Source organism: Pedobacter chinensis, assembly GCF_003339865.1.
GTDB classification, from domain to species: domain Bacteria; phylum Bacteroidota; class Bacteroidia; order Sphingobacteriales; family Sphingobacteriaceae; genus Pedobacter; species Pedobacter chinensis.
Window position 1 is genome coordinate 445,671 of the sequence record NZ_QPKV01000004.1, and the last position, 23,571, is coordinate 469,241.

The 23,571-nt window shown below is 38.3% G+C and carries 15 protein-coding genes and 1 pseudogene; 13 read left to right on the plus strand and 3 right to left on the minus strand.

Annotated features, from left to right (window positions below):
* The first annotated feature begins 290 nt into the window (after nucleotides 1-290).
* Entirely contained in the window at nucleotides 291-1,880 is a 1,590-nt protein-coding gene (locus tag DU508_RS12275) for a S41 family peptidase (RefSeq protein WP_115403098.1), read from the plus strand.
* Between the two features lie 182 nt (nucleotides 1,881-2,062).
* On the opposite strand, the gene DU508_RS12280 is transcribed toward DU508_RS12275, so the two are convergent.
* Both DU508_RS12280 and DU508_RS12285 read right to left on the minus strand, forming a co-directional pair.
* Nucleotides 2,063-2,665 (minus strand): hypothetical protein, encoded by a 603-nt coding sequence (locus tag DU508_RS12280; protein WP_115403345.1) that lies wholly within the window; start codon nucleotides 2,663-2,665, stop codon nucleotides 2,063-2,065.
* Nucleotides 2,666-2,729: 64 nt separating this feature from the next.
* Nucleotides 2,730-3,134, minus strand: a complete 405-nt coding sequence (locus DU508_RS12285) for a prolipoprotein diacylglyceryl transferase (RefSeq protein WP_115403099.1) — start codon at nucleotides 3,132-3,134, stop codon at nucleotides 2,730-2,732.
* 98 nt (nucleotides 3,135-3,232) lie between these two features.
* Between DU508_RS12285 and DU508_RS12290 the strand changes: the two genes are divergently transcribed.
* Nucleotides 3,233-3,715: a GNAT family N-acetyltransferase gene (locus tag DU508_RS12290; RefSeq protein WP_115403100.1), complete on the plus strand. Its 483-nt coding sequence runs from the start codon at nucleotides 3,233-3,235 to the stop codon at nucleotides 3,713-3,715.
* Nucleotides 3,716-4,264: 549 nt separating this feature from the next.
* On the opposite strand, the gene DU508_RS12295 is transcribed toward DU508_RS12290, so the two are convergent.
* Entirely contained in the window at nucleotides 4,265-6,676 is a 2,412-nt protein-coding gene (locus tag DU508_RS12295; protein ID WP_115403101.1) for an outer membrane beta-barrel family protein, read from the minus strand.
* 206 nt (nucleotides 6,677-6,882) lie between these two features.
* Between DU508_RS12295 and DU508_RS12300 the strand changes: the two genes are divergently transcribed.
* From DU508_RS12300 to DU508_RS12345, 11 genes and pseudogenes are all read left to right on the plus strand, one after another.
* On the plus strand, nucleotides 6,883-7,893 hold the full coding sequence (locus DU508_RS12300) for a sensor histidine kinase (RefSeq protein WP_115403102.1): 1,011 nt from the start codon (nucleotides 6,883-6,885) through the stop codon (nucleotides 7,891-7,893).
* A gap of 45 nt (nucleotides 7,894-7,938) precedes the next feature.
* The gene (locus DU508_RS12305; protein WP_115403103.1) at nucleotides 7,939-8,658 is read left to right on the plus strand and encodes a LytR/AlgR family response regulator transcription factor; all 720 of its coding nucleotides are present in this window, start codon (nucleotides 7,939-7,941) and stop codon (nucleotides 8,656-8,658) included.
* 114 nt (nucleotides 8,659-8,772) lie between these two features.
* Nucleotides 8,773-9,240: a pyrophosphohydrolase domain-containing protein gene (locus DU508_RS12310; RefSeq protein ID WP_115403104.1), complete on the plus strand. Its 468-nt coding sequence runs from the start codon at nucleotides 8,773-8,775 to the stop codon at nucleotides 9,238-9,240.
* Between the two features lie 473 nt (nucleotides 9,241-9,713).
* Nucleotides 9,714-12,089 (plus strand): annotated as a pseudogene (locus DU508_RS24100) (family 78 glycoside hydrolase catalytic domain); the annotation flags it as partial.
* A complete protein-coding gene (locus DU508_RS24105) occupies nucleotides 12,087-12,446 on the plus strand; it encodes an alpha-L-rhamnosidase C-terminal domain-containing protein (protein ID WP_262511025.1) in 360 nt (119 codons plus the stop codon). The pseudogene DU508_RS24100 and the gene DU508_RS24105, both read left to right, overlap by 3 nt.
* A gap of 26 nt (nucleotides 12,447-12,472) precedes the next feature.
* Entirely contained in the window at nucleotides 12,473-15,502 is a 3,030-nt protein-coding gene (locus DU508_RS12320; RefSeq protein ID WP_115403105.1) for a glycosyl hydrolase, read from the plus strand.
* Nucleotides 15,503-15,572: 70 nt separating this feature from the next.
* Nucleotides 15,573-16,667: an L-rhamnose/proton symporter RhaT gene (rhaT, locus tag DU508_RS12325; protein ID WP_115403106.1), complete on the plus strand. Its 1,095-nt coding sequence runs from the start codon at nucleotides 15,573-15,575 to the stop codon at nucleotides 16,665-16,667.
* A 24-nt stretch (nucleotides 16,668-16,691) separates the two neighbouring features.
* Nucleotides 16,692-18,812: a bifunctional aldolase/short-chain dehydrogenase gene (locus DU508_RS12330; protein ID WP_115403107.1), complete on the plus strand. Its 2,121-nt coding sequence runs from the start codon at nucleotides 16,692-16,694 to the stop codon at nucleotides 18,810-18,812.
* 271 nt (nucleotides 18,813-19,083) lie between these two features.
* Nucleotides 19,084-20,367 (plus strand): sugar isomerase, encoded by a 1,284-nt coding sequence (locus DU508_RS12335; RefSeq protein ID WP_115403108.1) that lies wholly within the window; start codon nucleotides 19,084-19,086, stop codon nucleotides 20,365-20,367.
* Nucleotides 20,368-20,384: 17 nt separating this feature from the next.
* Complete coding sequence (locus DU508_RS12340) at nucleotides 20,385-21,764, plus strand: FGGY-family carbohydrate kinase (protein ID WP_115403109.1); 1,380 nt, start codon at nucleotides 20,385-20,387, stop codon at nucleotides 21,762-21,764.
* 295 nt (nucleotides 21,765-22,059) lie between these two features.
* On the plus strand, nucleotides 22,060-23,091 hold the full coding sequence (locus DU508_RS12345; RefSeq protein ID WP_115403110.1) for a GntR family transcriptional regulator: 1,032 nt from the start codon (nucleotides 22,060-22,062) through the stop codon (nucleotides 23,089-23,091).
* Nucleotides 23,092-23,571 lie beyond the last annotated feature (480 nt).

The window sequence follows — 23,571 nt, forward strand, 5'->3', positions numbered from 1 at the left end:
GGGTGTATTTGTACTATATGTTTAACTTCAAATGTGTCAATTCGTATTCTAAAAAAAACAATCTCAATTGAAAAATGTTGTAAATCATTAAAGTGAGAAATAAACATTCATGTTATTTCACTATTAAAGTATTTTTAATCGGTAAATTTTCCTCATTCAACGATACATCATTTCCCCTGCACAATATTTTAACTTATTTTTAGTTGTTGATAAAGAAAAAGTTATGCATTTTAACAACTGTTTAGTTAAATAAAACGTATATCAGATATAATCCTGCTAAATTAACACACATGAAAAACAAAAATTTTTGCTACTTATTAGTTGTAATGCTTTTTAACATCGGCCTTATAACTTCCTGCAAAAAAGATACAGCTACCCCGGAAGAACCAATAACAAATCCAACAATCACTGCCTCCAGAGATGAATTAACAAAGGATTCTATTTTTCTGTATACCAAAGAGCTTTACTATTGGAATACCTCACTTCCAACTTATGATGCTTTCAAGCCACGTTCTTATAGCTCCAATGAAAGCGAATTGTATGCTTTAACACAATATTCGTCAGATCCATCAACCGGAAAACCTTATGAATACGTAAGCGGATACTCAGAGCCAAAATATTCTTTTATAGATTATGTGACTACAACCGGAAAAGTAGCTACCCTGAAAGCTGATGTTAATGGAACTGCTAATGATTATGGTTTCTCAGTGATGTATAATACCACTTCCGATTTGAGGATTAAATACGTTTATCCGAATTCGCCAGCCAGTGAGCAGGGATTAACCAGAGGTTGCAGGATTACGAGTATAAATGGCAGAACAAACTTATCGTATAGCAGTAGTACCGTTAACTTTTTAAACGAAGCTATTTTTGGCACCAATTCATCAGTTAGCTTAAGTTTTGTTGATTTAAACGGCGTTACTAAGAGTGTTGTGGTTCATAGTACGAATTATACGGTTAACCCGATCCTGTTTACTAATGTTTATACTGTTGGTGGTAAAAAAGTTGGTTATTTGGTATTTAATAGCTTCACGAATAATGTGTCTGCAGCTTTAAAAACAGTTTTTTCAAATTTTACCAGTCAAGGCGTAACCGAGTTGATTGTTGATCTTCGCTATAATGGCGGCGGATATGTTTCAACGGCTACTGAGATCATAAATCTCGCCGCTCCAATAGCGCAAAATGGTAATACCATGTACACTACTTATTATAATGGTTATTTGCAAGGACTTACTACAGCTCAAAGGAAGGCATCAGTTTTAGTGCATCAACCGTTGCTTGATGCCGGTGGAAATTTACAAAACTTCACAGCAGGCGTTAATGGGAAATACGTCACTTATGCAGATTTGAATTATTCGGCTACGTCAGCTGATAATATTGAGAAATTTGCAAAATCGGGATCTTTGGCGCTAAGCAGGATTTATTTTATCGTGAGCGGGTCTACCGCTTCTGCCAGTGAATTAACTATAAACAGCTTAAAACCGGTAATGGACGTTAAATTAATAGGAGCAACCACTTATGGCAAGCCTGTTGGTTTTTTCCCGATCAGAATTGACAAGCTGGATTTATACGTGCCAGAATTTGAAACCAAAAATCAACTGGGTGTTGGGGGCTATTATTCAGGTTTAACTGTTGATAAAGAAGCTTATGAAGATTTAACAAAAGCCTGGGGCGATGAAACCGAAACGTTATTGGCTTATGCATTATTGTATGCTAAAAACGGAAGTTTTATTACTACCGGAGCGAAAACAGCTAGTTTAAGCGCCACATCGACCACAATGCCAGACAAGTTATCTTCAACAGAAATCAAAGCCGTAACTGAAAGCCTGGACCAAAATGGGATAAAGGGAATGATTATGGTTCCTGGTAAGAAATTCTAGGTAGATGGAGAGGAGTTAAAAACTCCTCAATTACGTAAACCTATCTTGCGTACAAAAAAATCTGGTCATGCTTGTTGCCGTCATTCCTACACAGGTGGGAACCCAATGTCATTAGTTAAGGAAAAAATAATTGTCATTCTAAACGCAGTGAAGTGCATAGGTGTATACGTGAACTACACCTATTACAATAGTATTTTACTGCTGATATCTTTATTTATCGTGATGTAACCCGGATATTTCACTGGTGTATTCCCCAACATAAAAGTCGGCTTGATTTTAATGGTTAACAAACCTAATTTCTCATCCTTTGAGGAAGACCCTTTTTGTGCTGCTTTAACAATATCATTAAAAACATTTCCATTGGAAACCAGTCCGTAGATATTGCTGGTCAGTTGAACAGGTACAGTAACGGTTTGACCTTGTGCAATGCTTACATTTTGATTTACAATTCCTTCGGTCAGGTCAGTGTTATTAACCAATATTTTATATTCAAACTGGTTTATAGCTGCCAGATTAGCTGATGGATTTGTAATTTCCAGATTAAGGTTTGCCCTTAACGGAATGTCTTTCCTTAACAATCCAAGTGCAACGCCAGGTAAACTGGTCAGGTTAAAATCTTGTTGATCGATCAGTTTTTTTACATCTGTTCCTGCGATGGAAACCTGCTGAACACTCGTGATTTTATAAGTACAGTCTTCAAGTGCTTTTATTTGTTGAGCCTGTCTGTTAATTCCACAGCTAAAAAAGCTTATGGTAAACAGGCAGAGCAATAGTATGTTTTTCATGTTAATCATAACGCCAAATTAGTAAAACTATTTCAGTGGCGTGTCAGTTTAACAAAAATTAGCTTTAAGCACTTGGTGTTATTGTTTCAATGTCGTTGCGTTTATCATCAGGATCATCTTCAGTTTTATCGTTTTCTGATTCGTCGCCTTCAGTACCATCATCGGTCCCCGCAGTTTGAGTTTCTGCTGCATTTTCATTCGCAGTTTCTGTCTTTTCTTCATTTTTTGCTTCACTTTCAGTTGTTGCTGAAGGTTTCTGATCTTCCTGATCCGCTTTGGGTTCTTCGGTTTTTTTCTCGTCAGCAGGTGTTTCTTTACTTTCGGCTTCGTCGCTTTCGGGTTTGCCAGGCGTAATTTCTGCCTGGTGCGCCGAAGGAACAACCGTTTCTATTTCCAATTGAACATCATCTGTTGGCTTAGGCTGTTCATTTGTGTTTTCTACTGTTTTTTTATCTTTTTCGTTTTCCATGGCATGATCTTTTCTTTATTAAATAAAATCAAACACTATTTTGTTTGAATTTTCTTCAATGGTTGTCTGCCGATCTTTAACTTTGAGAAAAAATCATCATGGCCATCACATACCGACAAATAGAAGAGCGAGACGATCAGGAGCTTGCTGAAGTAATCAGATCCATATTAAGAGAATTTAAAATTGATAAACCAGGCACCGTTTATACTGATCCTACAACTGATCATTTATCTGGTGTTTTTAAGGCCGAACAATCTGTTTACTGGGTTGCAGAAGAAGATGGTCAATTAATCGGGGGGTGTGGGATTTACCCTACCGCTGGTTTGCCTGAAGGTTGTGTGGAATTGGTAAAGCTTTATACAGCTGCTTCAGCAAGAGGAAAAGGTGTTGGCAAAACATTAATGCAAAAAAGCATAGAATCTGCTCAGCATTTTGGCTACAATGAAATTTATCTGGAATCGTTCCCTGAACTGACTACTGCCATTTCAATGTACGAAAAAACTGGTTTTACCAGATTATCGGCACCTCTTGGCAACTCTGGTCACTTTGCTTGTAATGTTTGGATGTTGTTGGTGCTTTGATGCCTTAGGGTTAATTGTTTGAATTGAAGAATCGGTTAATCGTCTTGGTTCAACTGGACGTTACTGGTTAATTGTTTGAATTGAAGAATCGGTTAATCGTCTTGGTTCAACTGGACGTTACTGGTTAATTATTTGAATTGAAGAATCGGTTAATCGTCTTGGTTCAACTGGACGTTACTGGTTAATGGTTTGAATTGAAGAATCGGTTAATCGTCTTGGTTCAACTGGACGTTACTGGTTAATTGTTTGAATTGAAGAATCGGTTAATCGTCTTGGTTCAACTGGACGTTACTGGTTAATTGTTTGAATTGAAGAATCGGTTAATCGTCTTGGTTCAACTGGACGTTACTGGTTAATGGTTTGAATTGAAGAATCGGTTAATCGTCTTGGTTCAACTGGACGTTACTGGTTAATTGTTTGAATTGAAGAATCGGTTAATCGTCTTGGTTCAACTGGACGTTACTGGCTAATGGTTTGAATTGAAGAATCGGTTAACTGCCTTCGCTCAATTAACCAATTAAAACAATTAACCAATTAAACCAGTTTAAACTAATTCCCCACTCTTCGCTCTTCATCGCCAGTTCCTGTCCTTCGGCTTCGGGCGGTTTTAATTTTCATATTCCCGAATTTGTAGGTCAGGTTAACAGAAACCTTTCTGTTTTCCCATTCGTTTTGCCAGTAGGTGTTAATATTGTTGTAGGCTAACACAGCTCTGAATTTTCCAGTGGCAAAAACATCATTCATTCTTGCAGAGATGGTCGCATTCTTTTTCCAAAATGTTTTCTTGGCCCCAATGCTGATTGCATAATTCTCTAAATTGCGATACAAGCCGGAGATTGATGGTGCCTCGTAATAGCCATACAAATTCAAAGAATAATCTTTAGGTAATGTGAAGGTATTATCACTACTAATTCCCCAGCTCCATTTGGATGCATTATAGCCAGAACCCTGAACCGGAGAACTGGTTTTGTTGTAAGATACTGAAATTTCTGTGTTGTTGTTCCACCATTTAACCACATCAAACGGGCTTCCTGAAGCTAAATATAAACCGGTTTCCCTGTTCAGGTTTTCTGGTCGGCTGATGCTTTCTTTTGTGATATCATTCTGGTAAATTACGTTCGATTGGGAGCCATTTCTGGTTGAATAACTAACCGTTAACAATCTGAAGTTTTTCAGGTTGTAATTTAATTCAAAGCTGTTTGCGTAAGAGGGTTGCAAAAGTGGATTACCCTGAATTGCTGTGTACGGATCGGAGTAAAAGGCAAAAGGATTTAAGCTGCTATATGATGGCCTGTTGATACTTTTACGGTAAGATGCTGTTAATTGATTGTTTTTATCAATTTTGTACAGGGCTGAAACATTTGGGAAAAGTTTCCAATACTTTCTATCGATGACAGTGCTTGTTCCGGAAGAAAATCCGTCGCCTAAAGTTTGCTCAACGCGAACACCCGCTTTAAAGTCGAAATTTTTTAAAGTTTGGTTAAGCGAAATGTATCCGGCATTAATGTTTTCATTGTAATTAAAAGCATTTGTCCTTTTGGCATCATTGATCCAGCCAGCGGTTTTTAGCGAATCGAAACGGACATCGCTTTGCGATTTTATCCAGCTGCTTTTCCAGCCAGCCTCTAATTTTAATGTCTTGGTAAATGGATGAATATAATCCATTTTAAGCGCGTAAATGGAAATTTGCCCCATTCCGTTGTTTCTTAAAAATACAGGCTGGTCTTTCAGGTTGTCGTTCCCATCCAGATAAGTATTGACAAAACTTTCTGTCTTATCATTTTTATAGTTGACATAATCGGCATCAAACCCAAGTTCTCTGCCTGCGGTATCTATTTTAAAACGATAGTTGAAATTGAGTGCATGGTTACCAGAGCTATTATCTTGTGGGTTAAACATATCAACTGAACCTTGTTTAACACCTAACCTATCGTAATTGGGGGAACTGCTGTTAACATTGGTTTGGCTCGGCGAACTAAATCCTTTAAACATAAAACCAACAGTATGTTTATCGTTGACAAAATAATCTGCACCGGCAGAATAATTTAGGCTATTGGTAATGGGATGCCAGTAATTTAACTGATCAAACTGTTCGTTGCCAATGGTTCGGTTGAGCGTTAAACGGTTGTAAGAATTATAATGTCCGGCATTTAAACGAACATAACTGCTTAACTTGCCAACATTGTAATTAAGATTGATGCCGCCATATACCTTTTCATATCGTCCATAACCGCCACCCAGATTAGCATTGCCGTTTGTGCCTTGTAATTTATTTCGTTTCAGTTTAATGTTAATGAAACCAGCTGTACCAGCGGCATCAAATGAAGCAGGTGGATTAGATATTAATTCGATTTTACTCAAAACAGAACCTGGCAAAGATTTTAAATAAGTAGTTAATTCGGCACCGCTCATGTAACTCATTTTACCATCAATCATTACATTTACGCCGCTTTTCCCTTTTAAAATGATGTTATCATCTTTATCTAACCTAATGCCAGGTGCACGGCTTATTACCTCCAAAGCATTGTCGCCGGCAGTGTTCATTTGCTCAACATTTACAATGGTACGATCTGCTTTCTGATCGATTACGGGAAGTTTAGAAATTATATTTACCTCTTTCAAATCAGTTGTCTGATCCTGTAATAAAATTGCCGGCACCTGAAATGGTTTATCGGTAATTGCGAAAGCAGCAGATTGATTTTTCCTGTATCCCACCATTAAGGCTTTGATCAGATATTGTCCTGGTTTAACCGATTGAAATTCATAAACACCATCTTTATTGGTTGATTGCAGTCCAAATGAAACAGAATCTGGCAATCTGATTAAAGCTACCGATGCATAATCCAAAGATTTTTTGTTTTGGTCGGTTATTGTGCCGCTAACTTTTACAGTTTGCGCATTTACCTGAAAAGAGAAAGCAATCGCGAAGAAAGAGCTGGATAATTTAAAAAGTCTGTTCATAATGTTAGGTGCTTAAATGACAATCCAAAAGTGCAAACGTTGCGTGCATCCAAAAATTAATTGATACCAAACCTTCAAAATATTATCCCAACAGGAATTTTTATCGCCAAAAGTGTTCATCCTTAAAAAATGGGTGTTGGGATAATTTTTACTAGGTTTGGAATAAGAAGATTGAGCCATTGAAAAGCTTTATTTAGTTTTATTGCATGAAAAAAGTAAAAGTCATTTCTATACATATTCTTTGCTGGGTAATTTTTATTGGCTACCGTTATAGTGGTTATATTTTAAAAGGTGTTTCTTTTACTGATGCCGCATTTGATTTTTCGATGATGCTCATTCAGATTGTACAGTTTTACATCTGCTATTTATGGGTTTATCCAAGGTTTTTGAAGAGAGCAAAAATACCACAATTAATAGGAGGCATCATTTTCGCACTCGCAGCATTTATTTTTTTACGCTACTTAATTGAAGAAGTACTTTACTTAAAATGGTTTGGTTTCCATAATTATTTTGATGGTACTACTATTTCCTATTATATCACAGATAATATCTACTATGGAATTTCTTATATTGTAATTGCTGCAGCCGTATATGGCGTTGAGCAGAATTTCAAAACCGAAATTGCGAACAGAAAGCTGAAAGATGAGGTGGTAAAATCTGAACTGGCTTTCCTGAAGTCGCAAATCAATCCACACTTTTTGTATAATACTTTAAATTATGTGTATTCACTGGCTATTCCGGTTTCCGATCAGTTGGCTAATGCCGTTTTAAAGTTATCCGATCTGATGCGGTACACTTTGAATGAAAGTCCTGACGGAAAAGTAATTCTATCGAAAGAGGTTGAATATTTGCAAAGTTATATCGAACTTTTTAAAATGCGTTTTGAACCTCATTTTTATGTTGATTTTACTACAGAAGGTGTGGCAGAGCAAAAAATAGCGGCCCTGGTTTTGATTCCATTTGTTGAAAATGCTTTCAAACATGGTGTGATAAATGATGAAAAATATCCTATCAGAATTAAATTGAGAGTAGTTGGAAATCGCCTGAGCTTTGAAGTGAGCAATAAAATCAGTCGTGCGCAAAAAGACCACGCAAGCGGTGTGGGTTTAGTGAACATTCACAGGAGATTGGATTTGATTTATCCTGATCAGCATGAATTATTGATCTCAAACAATGGCAATACTTATAAAACAACCCTGGTTTTGAATATTAATTAGCCAGAAAAATTTCTTTATTTTAATTGAAACTATTAATCACAAGTTATGATCCGCTGTTTAGCCGTTGATGATGAGTCCTACGCATCAGATATTATTGCCACATTTATAAATAAAACACCATTTCTTGAACTGGTGGGTACTACAACAAATGCATTTGAGGCATTAAATATAGTGCAGGAAGGAAAAGTAGACCTTGTTTTTTTGGATATTCAGATGCCGGAATTAACCGGCATTCAGTTTTTGAAAATTGTTGGGGGAAAATGCAAGGTTATTTTAACCACTGCTTATCCGGAATATGCTTTAGAGGGTTTTGATTTAGATGTGGTGGATTATTTGCTTAAACCCATTTCTTATGAACGCTTTTACAAGGCGGCGATTAAAGCACAACAAGTCATTTCTCCGGCACAATATGAAGTGGTTAATAGCCCAGTGGTTGCGACAGGCAATGATTTTATTTTTATTAAAGGCGATACAAAAAACAAATTTATTAAGGTTAATTATGATGATATTCTTTACATTGAAGGATTGAAAAACTATGTTTCAGTTTATACTTCATCACAAAGAATCATCACTTATCAGGCATTGCGTGAACTTGAAGTGGACTTGCCAAAGCCACCATTTTATCGCATCCATAAATCGTACATCATTTCGTTAGAAAAAATTAAAATGATTGATGGCAACACCGTTTACATCAACGATCAATCGATCCCGATTGGCGAAACTTATAAAGAGGAATTTTTCAAAGTGGTGCGAGACAGAAAATAAATTAACTGTTAAATTGATGACTGAATAATTACAGTTTTATTAGTGTTTATAAATTCTCATGATAATTTAATTCGATTTTTTTAAGTTTGCGGGTAATAATAATCAAACAAAATCATGCAAGAAACCAATTCACTAAACCAGGTTGCTGAGTTTCACACCACATTCAAACATCCAATTTTAGAATCTCCTGTTATACCTTCAAAACAAAGGGCAAACCTTAGAATTGCACTCCTGGCAGAAGAACTAAAAGAGTTACAGGAAGCGGTTGAAAATGACGACCTGGTGGAAGTAGCAGATGCACTTTGCGATTTACAGTATGTTTTGGCAGGTGCCATTCATGAGTTTGGTTTGGGTGGAAAGTTCAAAACTTTATTTGATGAGGTTCATCGTTCAAACATGAGCAAAGCTTGTAAAACGGTTGAGGAAGCAGAATTAACCATCAAATATTACTTCGATAAAGACCAAACTGAATCATATTATAAAGAGGTTGATGAGCTGTTTTTAGTTTTCAGAAAAGCGGATGACAAAACCTTAAAATCAATCAATTATTCTCCTGCTGATTTAAAATCTCATTTGGTATAATCAGCCATATCATATTGCTGAGATGCTGTATCGTTTCGATTATAGGATCTCAGCAGCGTTTTCTTAAGAATCTTCTTTCTTTTAAAGTATCTAAAGCAATCCAATCTGGCATTCAAAATTGCTTTTTGATATAATTTAGCATTTACATGCTCAACATCGCTTACTTACATATGCAGTTGATGTGACTACATCAGCACTAAATGAAAGTTAGCTGACCTACTTAGTGTTGTGATCATTCAAACTTTTACCGAACATAAATCAATATCTTTAATTTTATTTAATATTGAGTTTAATTTTGTTTTATAACATTGTATAAAATTTCAGATACATGACACTACATGACAGATTTTATCAGCCAGTGTGTTACCTTTAGTTAACCAAATATGTCAAACTATCATTTTTATCAGGCGAAAGCCTTGTGCAATGTTAGTTTTTAATGTTTAATTAAAGATTTTTTTAACGGAATACGTTTTATGAGCCAGAAAAAGAACGCCCTGTTTTTCTTATTTCAATTTGTTGCAATTTTTGCCTTTGCCCAAAACATCAACTTGTCGGGCTTAACTTTAAATTATAAGTCAAATCCTATCGGGATAGATACCTCTTCTATCCGGTTTGGTTGGAAAATTAATTCGGATGTTAAGCAAACGATGCAGAAGAGTTATGAAATTCGGGTAGCACATACCGAAAATGATCTGATCAGTGGTAAAAACCTAATCTGGAATACAGGTAAGGTAGAAAGTGATCAATCAGTGCATGTGATTTATCGCGGACCAAAATTAATGGCCAAACAAAGGTATTTCTGGCAAGTTAAGGTAACTGACAAAAATAAAAACACATCAGCATGGAGCGCTGTTCAGTTTTTCGAAACAGGAATGCTTAATCCTTCAAATTGGGCTGCTGTCTGGATTGAAAGTGCCACAACAACTGATGGGAAAGTTTGCCCTGCACCCATATTTGCCAGGCAGTTTGAATTGACTAAAACCATAAAATCGGCAAGGCTTTACATTACCTCACATGGTTTATACGAAGCCATGCTTAACGGAAAGCGTGTGGGCGATCAATATTTCACACCAGGATGGACCAGCTATCACAAGCGGCTGCAATATCAAACTTATGATGTTACGCCACTTTTAAAAACAGGAAACAATGAAACTTTTGTAACGGTGGGCGATGGCTGGTATAGGGGAAATTTAGAATTTAACAACAAAAGAAATACCTATGGAAAGGAAGTTGGGCTGCTTTATCAACTGGAAGCGACTTACACTGATGGCTCGGTTGCAATGATCAATTCTGATGGTACATGGAAAGTCTCATTTGATGGACCAATCAAAAAATCCGATATCTATAACGGTGAAACCTTCGATGCACAATTGGTCAAAGCTTCCACTGATTTGAAATCCGCTTCCTGGAAAGCCGTTAAAGTTGCGGGTTATAATAAAGATAATCTGGTTGCCCCGGTGGGTCCTGCAGTTACTAAACATGAAAACATTGCCCCGATAAAAGTGTTCAAAACCCCAAAAGGAGAAACAGTGGCCGATTTTGGTCAGAATCTGGTTGGCTGGGTAAAATTGAGCTTACATGGTGCAAAAGGAGATACCATTACAGTAAACCACGCAGAGGTACTTGATCAGCAGGGAAATTTTTATACCGATAATCTTCGTGCAGCTAAACAAGAAAATAAATATGTTTTAACCGGCGCTAAAGAAGATGTTGTTGAGCCGCATTTTACTTTTCAGGGTTTCAGGTATGTAAAAATCAGTGGCTATAAAAGACCTTTAGATCAGCGCAACCTCACAGCCATAGCGATTTATTCTGATATGAAACCTACCGGTGAGTTTAGTTCTTCAAACGCTTTGGTAAACCAGTTGCAAAGCAATATTCAATGGGGGCAAAAAGGAAATTTTCTGGATGTTCCGACAGATTGCCCTCAAAGAGATGAGCGCTTAGGCTGGACCGGCGATGCTCAGGTGTTTTTTAATACTGCAGCCTTTAATATGGATGTAGCGGGATTTTTTTCCAAATGGCTTCTCGATTTATCGGTAGATCAGCATGAAAATGGAAATGTTCCGGTGGTTATTCCTGATTGCAGAAGTAAAACAAACGCAGGTTCTGCCGGTTGGGGAGACGTAGCCACCATTATCCCCTACAATTATTATCAGGCTTATGGCGATAAGGATCTACTGGCAAGGCAATACAACAGTATGAAAGCCTGGGTGGGTTATATCAAAAGTATTAGCAAGGATAATTTATGGAACAGCGGCCCGCATTATGGCGATTGGCTTTTTTATACCATGGCCGATGATCGCGATGGAAAAGCCGCACTGACTGATAAGTTTTTGATTGCTCAGATTTTTTACGCAGCCTCCACTCAAAATGTAATCGATGCTGCCAAAGCACGGTGAAAAGATGAAGAGGCAAAAGCATATCAGGCATTACTGAAAGATATCAAAAATGCTTTTATGCGTGAATATGTAACACCTTCCGGCCGATTGGTTTCGAGTTCACAAACGGCCTATGTATTGGCGCTTAATTTCGATATGTTGCCTGAAGATTTAAGAACTCAGGCTGCGGCAAGACTTGCAGAAAATGTTGCATCATACAAAAATCACTTAACCACAGGTTTTTTAGGTACCCCTTATTTATGCCATGTATTAACCCGTTTTGGCTACAATGATGTGGCTTACAAATTACTGCTTCAGGATACTTATCCATCATGGCTTTATCCCGTTAAAAAAGGAGCAACTACTATTTGGGAACGTTGGGACGGTATTAAACCCGATGGAAGTTTTCAGGCTACTTCCATGAATTCATTTAATCATTATGCTTATGGTGCCATTGGCGATTGGATGTATAAAACCGTAGCCGGAATAAGAAGCGATATTGAGAATCCCGGTTATAAAAAAATGGTTATTGCGCCGCAACCAGGAGGAAATTTCACACAAGCTTCGGCAAAGTTTGAAAGTTTGTATGGCCAAGTTCAATCCGGTTGGAAAATCGAAAGCGGTAAGTTTATTTTAGATGTGACCGTTCCACCCAATACCACGGCGATTGTGATATTGCCATCTTCAGCAAATGCCAAAATTACTGAAAGCGGTAAAGATACAGACCAATTGACTTATCTTAAAAAACGCCCCGAAAATTCCAAAAATAAGGTTTTTGAAGTTGGCTCCGGAAAATATCATTTCGAATATACTTTAACAAAATAAGCAGATTTAATTAGCTCACATCCCAGATGAACGCAATCAACAGACGTAAATTTATTCAGTTAAGCAGTTTAATAGCCGTAAATATTGCTGTTCTTAATTCAGGTAGGGCTGCTCAGTTATTGAATTATGATCCTGATGATTCTGCCGCCACTTTAAGTTTGCTTGAAAGTGCATTTCTTTCTCCCCCAAACGAAACCCGGGCAGGGGGTTATTGGTGGTGGTTTAATGGATTGATCAATAAAGAAGGCATTACCAGAGATCTGGAAGAATTCAGGGATAAAGGAATAGGAAATGTGTTGCTGGTTAATTCTGCGGGTGGTTTAGGTGGAGTTCCGTATCCGCAAGGCGAAAAATTTTTATCAAAAGAATGGAAAGCACTTTGTCGCCATGCTTTAAAAGAGGCAGATAGATTGGGCATCGAGGTTGGCGTTAACTTAAGCTCAGGCTGGTGTATGGGTGGTCCGTGGATCAAACCTGAAAATTCGGGAAGGTGGTTTCTTCAATCCACATTAAATTTAAAAGGACCACAAACTTTCTCCGGAAAACTGCCTTTACCAGGAGGTAGAGATGGGTACGATCATGTTTTCAATCCTCCAGGTTATAAAGATTATATTGATTTACCATTAGATGAACTTGATTATAAAGATACATCGATAGTGGCCATTTTAAATCCAAATGGCAATGCTGCAAAAATATCTGGTGCAAGACAAGCTGTTTTTTCGGCCAAAACAAACCGAAAAGATGCCAGCAATTTTGCGAAAGCAAATGATGTGATGGGGCCAACCTTGTTCCCCTGGGAAAATCAACCGAATGACAAACCAATCGCTGTTAAAACCGTGATCAATCTCGCCAATAAAATTCAAGCCGATGGAACTTTGGTTTGGGAAGTTCCGGCTGGAGACTGGACAATTGTGCGCACTGGTCATAGAATGACGGGCTCACGGCTCATGATTGCACAGCCAGAAGCAGATGGTTTGTCAATTGATTGGCTCGATCATCAGGGCGTTGAAATTCAATTTGAAAATTTGGGGAAGGTATTACTTGACGAAGCTGCTAAAGCAAATTCAAAAGCCTTAAAATATTTTTGCGATGATAGTTTTGAAGATGGTTTCCCAAACTGGACGCCAAAAATTATAGAAAAATTTAAGGCTTTTTGTGGATATGATCCGGAGCCTTATTTCCCTGTTCTTGCTGGTTTCATTATTGGCAGCGCCGAAATTTCTGATCGGTTTTTACATGATTATAGAAAAACTGTTGCCGACTGCATGGCCAATGGTCATTATAAACGGTTTGCAGAATTGTGCCATGAAAATGGTTTAAAAGTTCAAAATGAATCCGCAGGTCCAAGTCGCTCCGGAACCATGTGTATGGATGCTTTGAAAAACCTGGGCAGAAGCGATAATCCAATGGGCGAGTTCTGGTTAGGACCAAAGCACGATGAACCAGGTAATTTAGATGATGATCAGCCTTATGGGGTTTCAAGGTTGGAATACGGACAAAACAAGGTTACGAAAATGGTTGCTTCGGCTTCGCATATTTACGGGCGTTCAACTGCATCTGCCGAAGCTTTTACCTCATTCAGGCATTGGAAAGATGCCCCCGATAATTTAAAACAGGCACTTGACCGGGCTTTTTGCGAAGGAATCAATCGGGTGGTTATTCATACCACTACCGCCTCAAGACCAGAAGATGGTTTGCCGGGTTATGAATATGGTGCTGGCACCCATTTTAATCCAAATGTAACCTGGTGGGAAAAATCATCAGCCTTTTTAACTTACATTTCGCGTTGTCAGTATTTATTGAGAGCGGGAAAATTTGTTGCTGATGTGCTTTTTTATAACGGAGATGCTGCTCCAAATATCGTGTTGCCAAAACATGTACCACCAGGTTTAGGAAAAGGCTATGATTATGATGTTTGCAATGAAGAGGTTTTATTAACCCGCCTATCGGTAAAGGATAAATTGATCATGCTTCCCGATGGAATGTGTTATCGTGTACTTGTTCTTCCTGATGATAAGAGAATGCCTGAAAAAGTGATTTTAAAACTTGAGCAGTTGATTAAAGCCGGAGCAACGGTTATCGGTATCAAACCAACAAAAACACCAGGTTTAACCAATTATCCGGCAAGCGATCAACTTGTAAAAAGCAAAGCTGATGCCATTTGGGGTAAAGTTAACGGCAAATCGATCAAACTAAATCATTATGGGGCCGGACGGGTTTTTTATGGCGAAACCGTTCGGAATGTGCTTTTGAATGATAAAGTATTGCCAGACTTCGAATATACCGGAGAAAATAATTTCATCGATTTTATTCACAGAAAAACCGCTAATGAAGATATCTATTTTATCACAAATCGATTGGATCTTGAGGTCAGTTCAACCTGTACTTTCAGCGTAAATAAACAGCCACAACTTTGGGATGCCGTAACCGGCGAAATGATCAGGGAAGTCCCTTTTAACAAAATCGGGAACCGGGTTTCAATTGACCTTCAGTTCGCGAAGTTTCAATCTTATTTCATTATTTTTCCTCAAAGCCAATCTGTTAAAACTGTCGTCCGCAAACCCTTGTTTCCAACCTTATCAAATAAAAAAGAGTTAAATGGTGAATGGGAAGTGAATTTCGATCCAAAATGGGGAGGGCCAAAGGTTGTCATGTTCAATGAGCTTACAGATTGGAGCAAACATGCGGAAGATGGAATCAGATTTTATTCAGGAAAAGCAGTCTATCATAAAACATTTGTGAATGATTGGCCAACTACCGGAAAAACAGTTTTTCTTGATTTAGGCATAGTAAAAAACATCGCATCAGTCAGTTTAAACGGTAAAAATTTAGGTACAATATGGACAAGTCCCTGGCGGGTAAAAATCGGTGATTATTTAAAATCCGGAGAGAATATTTTGGAAATCGAAGTGATCAATCAGTGGCCCAACAGGCTTATCGGCGATGCAGCGCTACCTAAAGAGCAGCGCTTAACCAATACCAATATCGTGTTTAAAAAAACAGATCCATTGCTGCCTTCAGGTTTACTGGGACCCGTGCAAATTTTAAGCGACTAACATAACAGTTCATAACAGTTAAGCCTTAAGCATTTTCTATTTTAGACCAACCAAATATTAAAATCAGAGCATGCAGGCATTTTTAGGCGTTATTTTTCACTTTATCGGCGGGTTCGCGTCAGGTAGTTTTTATATTCCATACAAAAAGGTAAAAGGCTGGGCCTGGGAAAGCTACTGGATAGTTGGCGGTATTTTCTCCTGGTTGATTGTTCCGCCGCTCGCAGCTTATTTAACCATTCCAGATTTTACTGAAATCATTGCTACAACGGAAGGAAAAACCTTAACATTAGCTTATTTCTTTGGTGTGTTATGGGGCATTGGCGGACTAACCTATGGACTGGGTGTTCGTTATCTCGGCGTTTCATTGGGAAGCAGTATTATCCTGGGGCTTTGTATGGTTTTAGGTTCGATCTTACCATCTATCTATTTCGATATTTTTCCGCAAGCTGGTAAAGATACCTTTACCATGTTCCTCCAAACCGATTGGGGAAGAATGGTTATGCTGGGGCTTTTGGTTTGTGTGCTTGGAATCATTATATGTGGCAAAGCCGGAATGATGAAAGAAAGAGAAATCAAAACCGATGTAACCGATCCTCATGGCTTAGAGGTTAAAACCGAATATAAGTTTGGATTGGGCTTATTTGTTGGGATTGTTTCGGGTGTATTAAGCGCTTGTTTTAATTTCGGGATTGAGGCTGGTAAGCCAATGGCAGATGCAGCGAATGCGATCTGGAAGGCTGCAAATCCATCAGAAACCGGGAATTTTCTGTTCTCTAACAATGTTACCTACATCATTGTGCTTTGGGGTGGTTTAACAACCAACTTTATCTGGTGTATGGTTTTAAATGCGAGAAATAAAACATTTGGTGATTATACAAACAAAGCCACCCCGCTTTTAAAAAACTACATCTTTTCTGCACTTGCGGGTACAACCTGGTTCTTGCAGTTCTTTTTCTATGGAATGGGGGAGAGCAAAATGGGTAATGGTGCAAGTTCATGGATATTACACATGGCATTCATCATTCTCATCGCTAACGTTTGGGGATTGGTTTTAAAGGAATGGAAAGGTGTATCCAGAAAAACACTCATTACCGTTTTAGTTGGCATTCTAACCATTATCGCATCAGTGCTGATTGTAGGCTACGGTAATTCAATTAAAAGTTAAATTATAAAAAAAATAAAATAAATAATGTCGATCGAAACGAAAAGGTATAAGCATGTAAGCTATTTGTGGAACGAAGAGGAAGCTGCAAAACTTGCTGGCGATGAAGTTGCATTACTCATTTACCGTTCTAATTTATTGGGTGCCGATTTGCGCCTAACCAACTATGGAGGTGGAAATACCTCATGCAAACTGATGGAAAAGGATCCGCTTACGGGTGCTGAAACTGAAGTGATGTGGGTTAAAGGATCTGGCGGCGATTTAGGTACATTAAAGAAAAGTGGTTTGGCTGCACTTTATGTTGATCGTTTGCGTAGTCTTAAAAATATTTATCGTGGTGTGGAGCATGAAGATGAAATGGTTGAATTGTTTAATCATTGCATTTTTGATTTAAGTTCCAAGGCACCGTCAATCGATACTCCCTTACATGGCTTTCTGCCATTCAAACACATTGATCACTTACATCCCGATGCGGCTATTGCAATCGCTGCCGCAAAAGATGGAAAGCAAATTACCGAGGAGCTTTTTGATGGAACAATTGGCTGGGTTGAATGGAAAAAACCAGGTTTTGAATTGGGATTGCAATTAAAACAATGTTTAGATGAAAATCCAGGCATTCGCGGCATTATGTTGGGCTCTCATGGCTTGTTTACCTGGGGTAATACAGCTTACGAAAGTTATGTGAACACGCTTGAGGTAATCGAAATCTGTTCTGAATATCTTGCTCAAAATTACGGTAAAAAAGGTTTGGTTTTTGGCGGACAAAAAATAGAAAGTGCTGATGCGGAAACACGTAAAAAACAAGCTGCCGCTTTAGCACCAATTTTACGTGGTTTATGTTCTTCAAAGCAACACATGATTGGGCATTTTACTGATGATGCCCGTGTTTTAGAGTTCATAAACTCCAACGATCTTTCCCGATTGGCGCCAATGGGAACAAGTTGCCCTGATCACTTTTTAAGAACGAAGATCAGTCCTTTGGTATTAGATTTGAAAACCGACGCTGATTTATCAGATAGCAAAGCGATCAAAGAAGGTTTAATTCCTGCTTTTGAGGCTTACAGGGCAATGTATACCGAATATTATGAAAAGTGTAAACATCCAAATAGTCCTGCAATCCGTGATACCAACCCGGTTGTAATTTTATATCCTGGAATTGGCATGTTTACTTTCTCAAAAGACAAACAAACCGCTAGGGTTGCTTCAGAATTTTACATCAATGCCATTAATGTGATGAAAGGTGCTGAAGCAATTTCTGAATATACTTCATTACCACATCAGGAGGCTTTTAATATTGAATATTGGCTTTTAGAGGAAGCAAAATTGCAACGGATGCCTAAGCCAAAACCGCTTACCGGAAAAATCGCTTTAATTACCGGTAGCGCTGGCGGCATTGGTAAAGCAATTGCTAAAAAGTTTGTGGCCGAAGGTGGCGTGGTCATTTTAAACGATATGAATACTGATCGCTTAGCTGAAGCAGGGGCAGATTTTGAAAAACAATTTGGTAAAGATTCTTATAGTACTGCTGTTTTAAATGTAACTAATCAGGAAGATATTGATGGTGCTTTTGCTGCTGCGGCATTGGCCTTTGGCGGGATAGACATTGTGGTCAATAATGCTGGCTTATCGATCTCAAAAACCATTGGCGACCATACCGAAAAGGATTGGGATTTGTTATATGATGTTTTAGTGAAAGGCCAGTTCTTCATCACGCAAGCTGCAACAAAAACGATGCAAAAGCAAGATATTGGTGGGGATATCATTAATATTGTAAGTAAGAACGCATTGGTAAGTGGTCCGAATAATGCCGGTTATGGCAGTGCAAAAGCAGCGCAACTTCATTTAAGCAGGTTGAATGCTGCTGAATTAGGCGCCGATAACATCCGCGTAAACGTTGTAAATCCTGATGCTGTAATTAGCGACAGCAATATTTGGGCCGGCGGATGGGCTGAAGGCAGAGCGAAAGCTTACGGCATTACAGTTGCAGAACTGCCTGCATATTATGCAAAACGAACTTTGTTAAATCAGATCATTTTACCAGATGATATTGCCAATGCATGTTTTGCTTTTGTGGGCGGCTTACTTCAAAAATCAACCGGAAATGTGCTAAATGTTGATGGCGGAGTGGCCATGGCGTTTGTAAGATAAGATTTAAAAACCTGTCCCGTTTGTGACGGGAATGGGAAAAACAAGCGTTTTTATCACTTCATAGGCGACAAAATATAAACAGTTTGTAAGTATACAAACCTTGGGCAAATATCTTCAGTATTTAAATTAGTTTTAGTAAGTTGTTCTCCCGGTCTGTGGTTCGCTACAGGCTTGAAAATGACTTTATGCAATCGTCCTCGTTTGTAATCAGGACAGGAGAGACAAGCGATTTTATCGCTCAATTATTAACCTAATAAAACCAAATATTCTTATGAATATCGAGCAGAACCAAATTGAAAAACATAACGACTCCCTTGTAACCACACATCAGCGAAGGCTTAATTTTTTAAAAGAAGATTGGTCGCACGTTGATTTAGAAAGTGTAATCCAGAAACTGGTCGATTTTCAAATTGCCATACCATCCTGGGCTTTAGGTACCGGAGGAACTCGTTTTGGTCGTTTCGCTATTACTGGTGGTGAACCCCGTACAATAGAAGAAAAAATTGAAGATGTGGGTTTACTTCATGCCCTGAATGGTGCCAGCGGCGCAATTTCCCTCCACATTCCATGGGATATTCCACAAAATGCAGAAAGCTTGAAAAGCCTGGCCTCCAGCTACGGCTTAAAATTCGATGCCATGAACTCCAACACTTTTCAAGATCAGGCTGGCGCTGCACACAGCTACAAATTTGGTTCATTACAACATGTAAATAAGGCTGTTCGCAAACAAGCAGTTGAACATAATATCGAAGTCATTAAACATGGCATAGCCTTAGGTTCTGATGCTTTAACCGTTTGGTTGGCTGATGGTTCCTGCTTTCCTGGCCAGTTAAACTTCCGTAAAGCTTTCGAAAATACTTTGGAGAGTTTGCAGGAAATTTACACTGCCTTGCCAGATAATTGGAAAATGTTTGTGGAGTATAAGGCTTTCGAGCCAAATTTCTACTCAACAACAGTCGGCGATTGGGGACAATCATTACTTTATGCAAGTAAATTGGGCAAAAAAGCCTATACATTAGTCGATTTAGGCCATCATTTACCAAATGCCAATATCGAGCAGATTGTTGCGCTGCTTTTAATGGAGGGAAAATTAGGTGGGTTCCATTTCAACGATTCCAAATACGGCGATGATGATTTAACTGCAGGAAGTATCAAGCCTTACCAATTGTTCCTGATTTTTAATGAACTGGTTGAAGGAATGGATGCGAAAGGGATGAATCATGCAAAAGATTTAGGTTGGATGATTGATGCCTCTCATAATGTTAAAGATCCGCTGGAAGATTTATTGCAATCTGTAGAAGCGATCATGATTGCTTATGCGCAGGCTTTGCTGGTTGACAGAAAAGCTTTAAATGCAGCTCAGGATAATAATGATGTGGCAAAAGCACAGGAGATTTTACAGAATACTTTCAGAAGTGATTTGCGGGCTTTGGTTGCTGAGGCAAGATTAAGAGCCGGGGCAGCATTATCGCCAATTGGGTTATACCGTGAATTGGACATCAGGAAAAACCTGGTTAATGGTCGTGGTGTAAATACTGTAGCTACAGGTTTGTAATTTAGGGAGTGAGAGAAATGCCAAAACCGGTTATTGCAATATTTGATGTTGGGAAAACGAACAAAAAACTTTTTCTCATTGATGAAAATTATCAGATTGTTTATGAACGATCAGCTCGTTTCGTAGAAACTGTTGATGAAGATGGAGAGCCTTGCGAAAATCTGGAAAGCCTGAAATCCTCGGTTTATGATTCGTTACATCAGGTATTGCAAATGAAAGAATTCGATATCAAGGCTGTTAATTTCTCCACCTATGGTGCAAGTTTTGTTTATCTTGATGAAAAGGGCGAACCATTAACGCCCTTGTATAATTATCTGAAAGAATATCCTGAAGATCTTAAAAAAGAATTTTATGCAAAATATGGTGGCGAGGAAAAGATTTCACTGGAAACCGCTTCACCGGTTTTAGGGAGTTTGAATTCAGGCATGCAGCTCTACAGGCTTAAAAATGAAAAGCCGGAAATTTTTGATAAGGTTAAATGGGCGCTACATTTACCTCAATATTTAAGTTATCTCATTACTGGTAAAGCCATTGCTGATATTACGAGTATAGGTTGCCACACTCAGCTTTGGGATTTCAATAAAAACCAATATCACCATTGGGTCACTTCAGAAAAAATTCATGAAAAATTTGGAGAATTTACCCCAGCAGACTCGAGTTTAAAAACCTGTTTTGAAGGCACTGATTTTCAGGTAGGTGTTGGTCTGCATGATAGTTCAGCTGCTTTAATTCCTTATTTAGCTAATTTCAATGCACCTTTCGTTTTAATTTCAACAGGAACCTGGTGCATCAGTTTAAATCCATTTAATCAAGAGCCATTAACCAAAGAAGAACTGAAGCAAGATTGCCTCTGCTACATGCATTTTAAAGGCAAGCCGATTAAGGCATCGCGGATCTTTGCTGGCTATGAGCATGAAGTACAGTTAAAACGCATTGCAGCGCATTTCGACCGTGCTGCATATCTGTTCAAACACCTAAAGTTTAATCCAGGTTTAATTTTAAAGCTGGTAAATAAAATACCTGAAAATCAAAAAGAACAAACGGTGTTTTCGGCAACTTCTGCTTTTGGCACCAGAGATTTAAATATGTTTCAAACTGCTGAGGAGGCTTACCATCAATTGATTTTTGATCTGATCAAACAACAGATTTATTCATTGAAGCTGGTTTTAAACGAGGGGGTCAGGAGGGTTTTTGTTGACGGAGGATTCGGTAAAAATGCCATTTACATGCATCTGCTCGCCACTTCGATACCTGATGTGGAAGTTTATGCTTCTTCGGTTTCACAAGCTACCGCCATTGGAACGGCATTGGCCATTAATGATGCGTGGAACCCAAATCCTGCACCTACAGATATGATTCAATTGAAATATTATTCAGCAATTCAACGAACAATGTAAGGTTCCTCTCTTGTCGTCATTGCGAAGCCGATTTTTCATTGGCTGTGGCAATCTCCTTCAACCAGCGAAGCAATATGGCTTTTAGTCATAAGTCCAGTATTCAATCCTAAGGTAAGCGCCTGACGATTAGGTTTTTAAAATATGAATCAGATAGTTAAGGGGTTCTTAAATGCCTAAGGTGGTTCATTTCCGAATCATAGAAAATCTCATTTATGTTTCCAATGTCCCGGAAGAAATTGAAATTTATACTGGTAATGGAGAATTTTCTTATATTCGAACCCCGAGGTAAATCATTTTGAAATCAGAAGACGTCATTTCCTATATTCAGATTGATGAGTATTCATCAACACCGAAATACAAACAGCTTACAAATGCTATTTTAAGCGGCATTGAATCTGGGAAATTGAAAAAAGGAAGCCTGCTGCCATCAATAAACGAGTTGAGTTTCAGCCTTGAAATGTCTCGTGATACCGCTGAAAAAGGCTATAGAAACCTGCGTAAATTAGGTGTAGTTGATTCTGTTCCCGGTAAAGGTTACTTCATTATCAATACTGATTTTTCCAGAAAATTAAAGGTTTGCTTACTGTTTAATAAGTTGAGCACACATAAAAAAATCATTTACGACTCCTTTACCAAAGCAATTGGAGAGCGTGCTGCAATAGATTTTTATATTTATAACAACGACTTTGCCTTTTTTAAGAAAATGATCACGGCTAAACTTAATGATTATACTCATTTTGTGATCATTCCTCATTTTTTAGAAGGTGGCGAAAATGCACATGAGATCCTCAATACCATCCCAAAAGAAAAGTTGATCATTCTGGATAAGTTACTTCCCGGAATTACCGGCGATTTTGCTGCGGCTTACGAAAATTTTGCGCAGGATATTTATGCCGCATTGGAACAGGCTTTAGAGCGACTTTCGCAGTACAACACCATTAAAATCATTTTTCCTAAAAACAGTTATTTTCCCCAGGAAATTTTAACAGGTTTTTATCGTTTTTGTCAGCAATATGCCTTTAATCATAAGGTTGTTCATCATATTAAAGAGGAGCAAATCAATCCAGGCGAGGTTTACATTAATCTTATGGAAGATGATCTGGTTGCTTTAATTGAAAGATTAATTGTTTTAAAGCTTAAGATCGGAAAAGATGTCGGGTTGATTTCTTATAATGAAACACCACTGAAACGCTTCATTCTGGATGGAATAACTACAATCTCTACTGATTTTCATCAATTGGGCACCCAAGCCGCAGAATTTGTTTTAAACGGGAAGACAGAAAAAATCGAAGTCCCTTTCTATTTGAACCTGCGTAAATCTTTATAATTTAAATGTTGTCGATTGGTAATATACCAACCGATAGAAGAATTGTCATTCTGAAATGGGGGCTTTGTCATTCTGAACGCAGTGAAGACCGCGAAGCAGCTACGAAGTAAATCCCTAACCTACTGGCATTGTACTCGGTTTACCACTGACTTTGTTTTAGGGCGATCAATGCTGCATTAAAGTTTGTGTTTTATCGCTTGGAGATTATTCATTAATAACGTTGTTTTCAATTGTGCTCATGCTTGCTTCGCAGGTCTTCGCGATGCTCAGAATGACAGCGGTTAAATGGGCTTTGTCATTCTGAACGCAGTGAAGACCGCGAAGCAGCTACGAAGTAAATCCTTGAGCAACAGGCATTGTACTTGATTTACTGCTGACTTTGTTTTTAAGGCGATCAGTGCTGCATTAAAGTTTGTGTTTTATCGCTTGGAGATTATTCATTAATAACGTTGTTTTCAATTGTACTCATGCTTGCTTCGC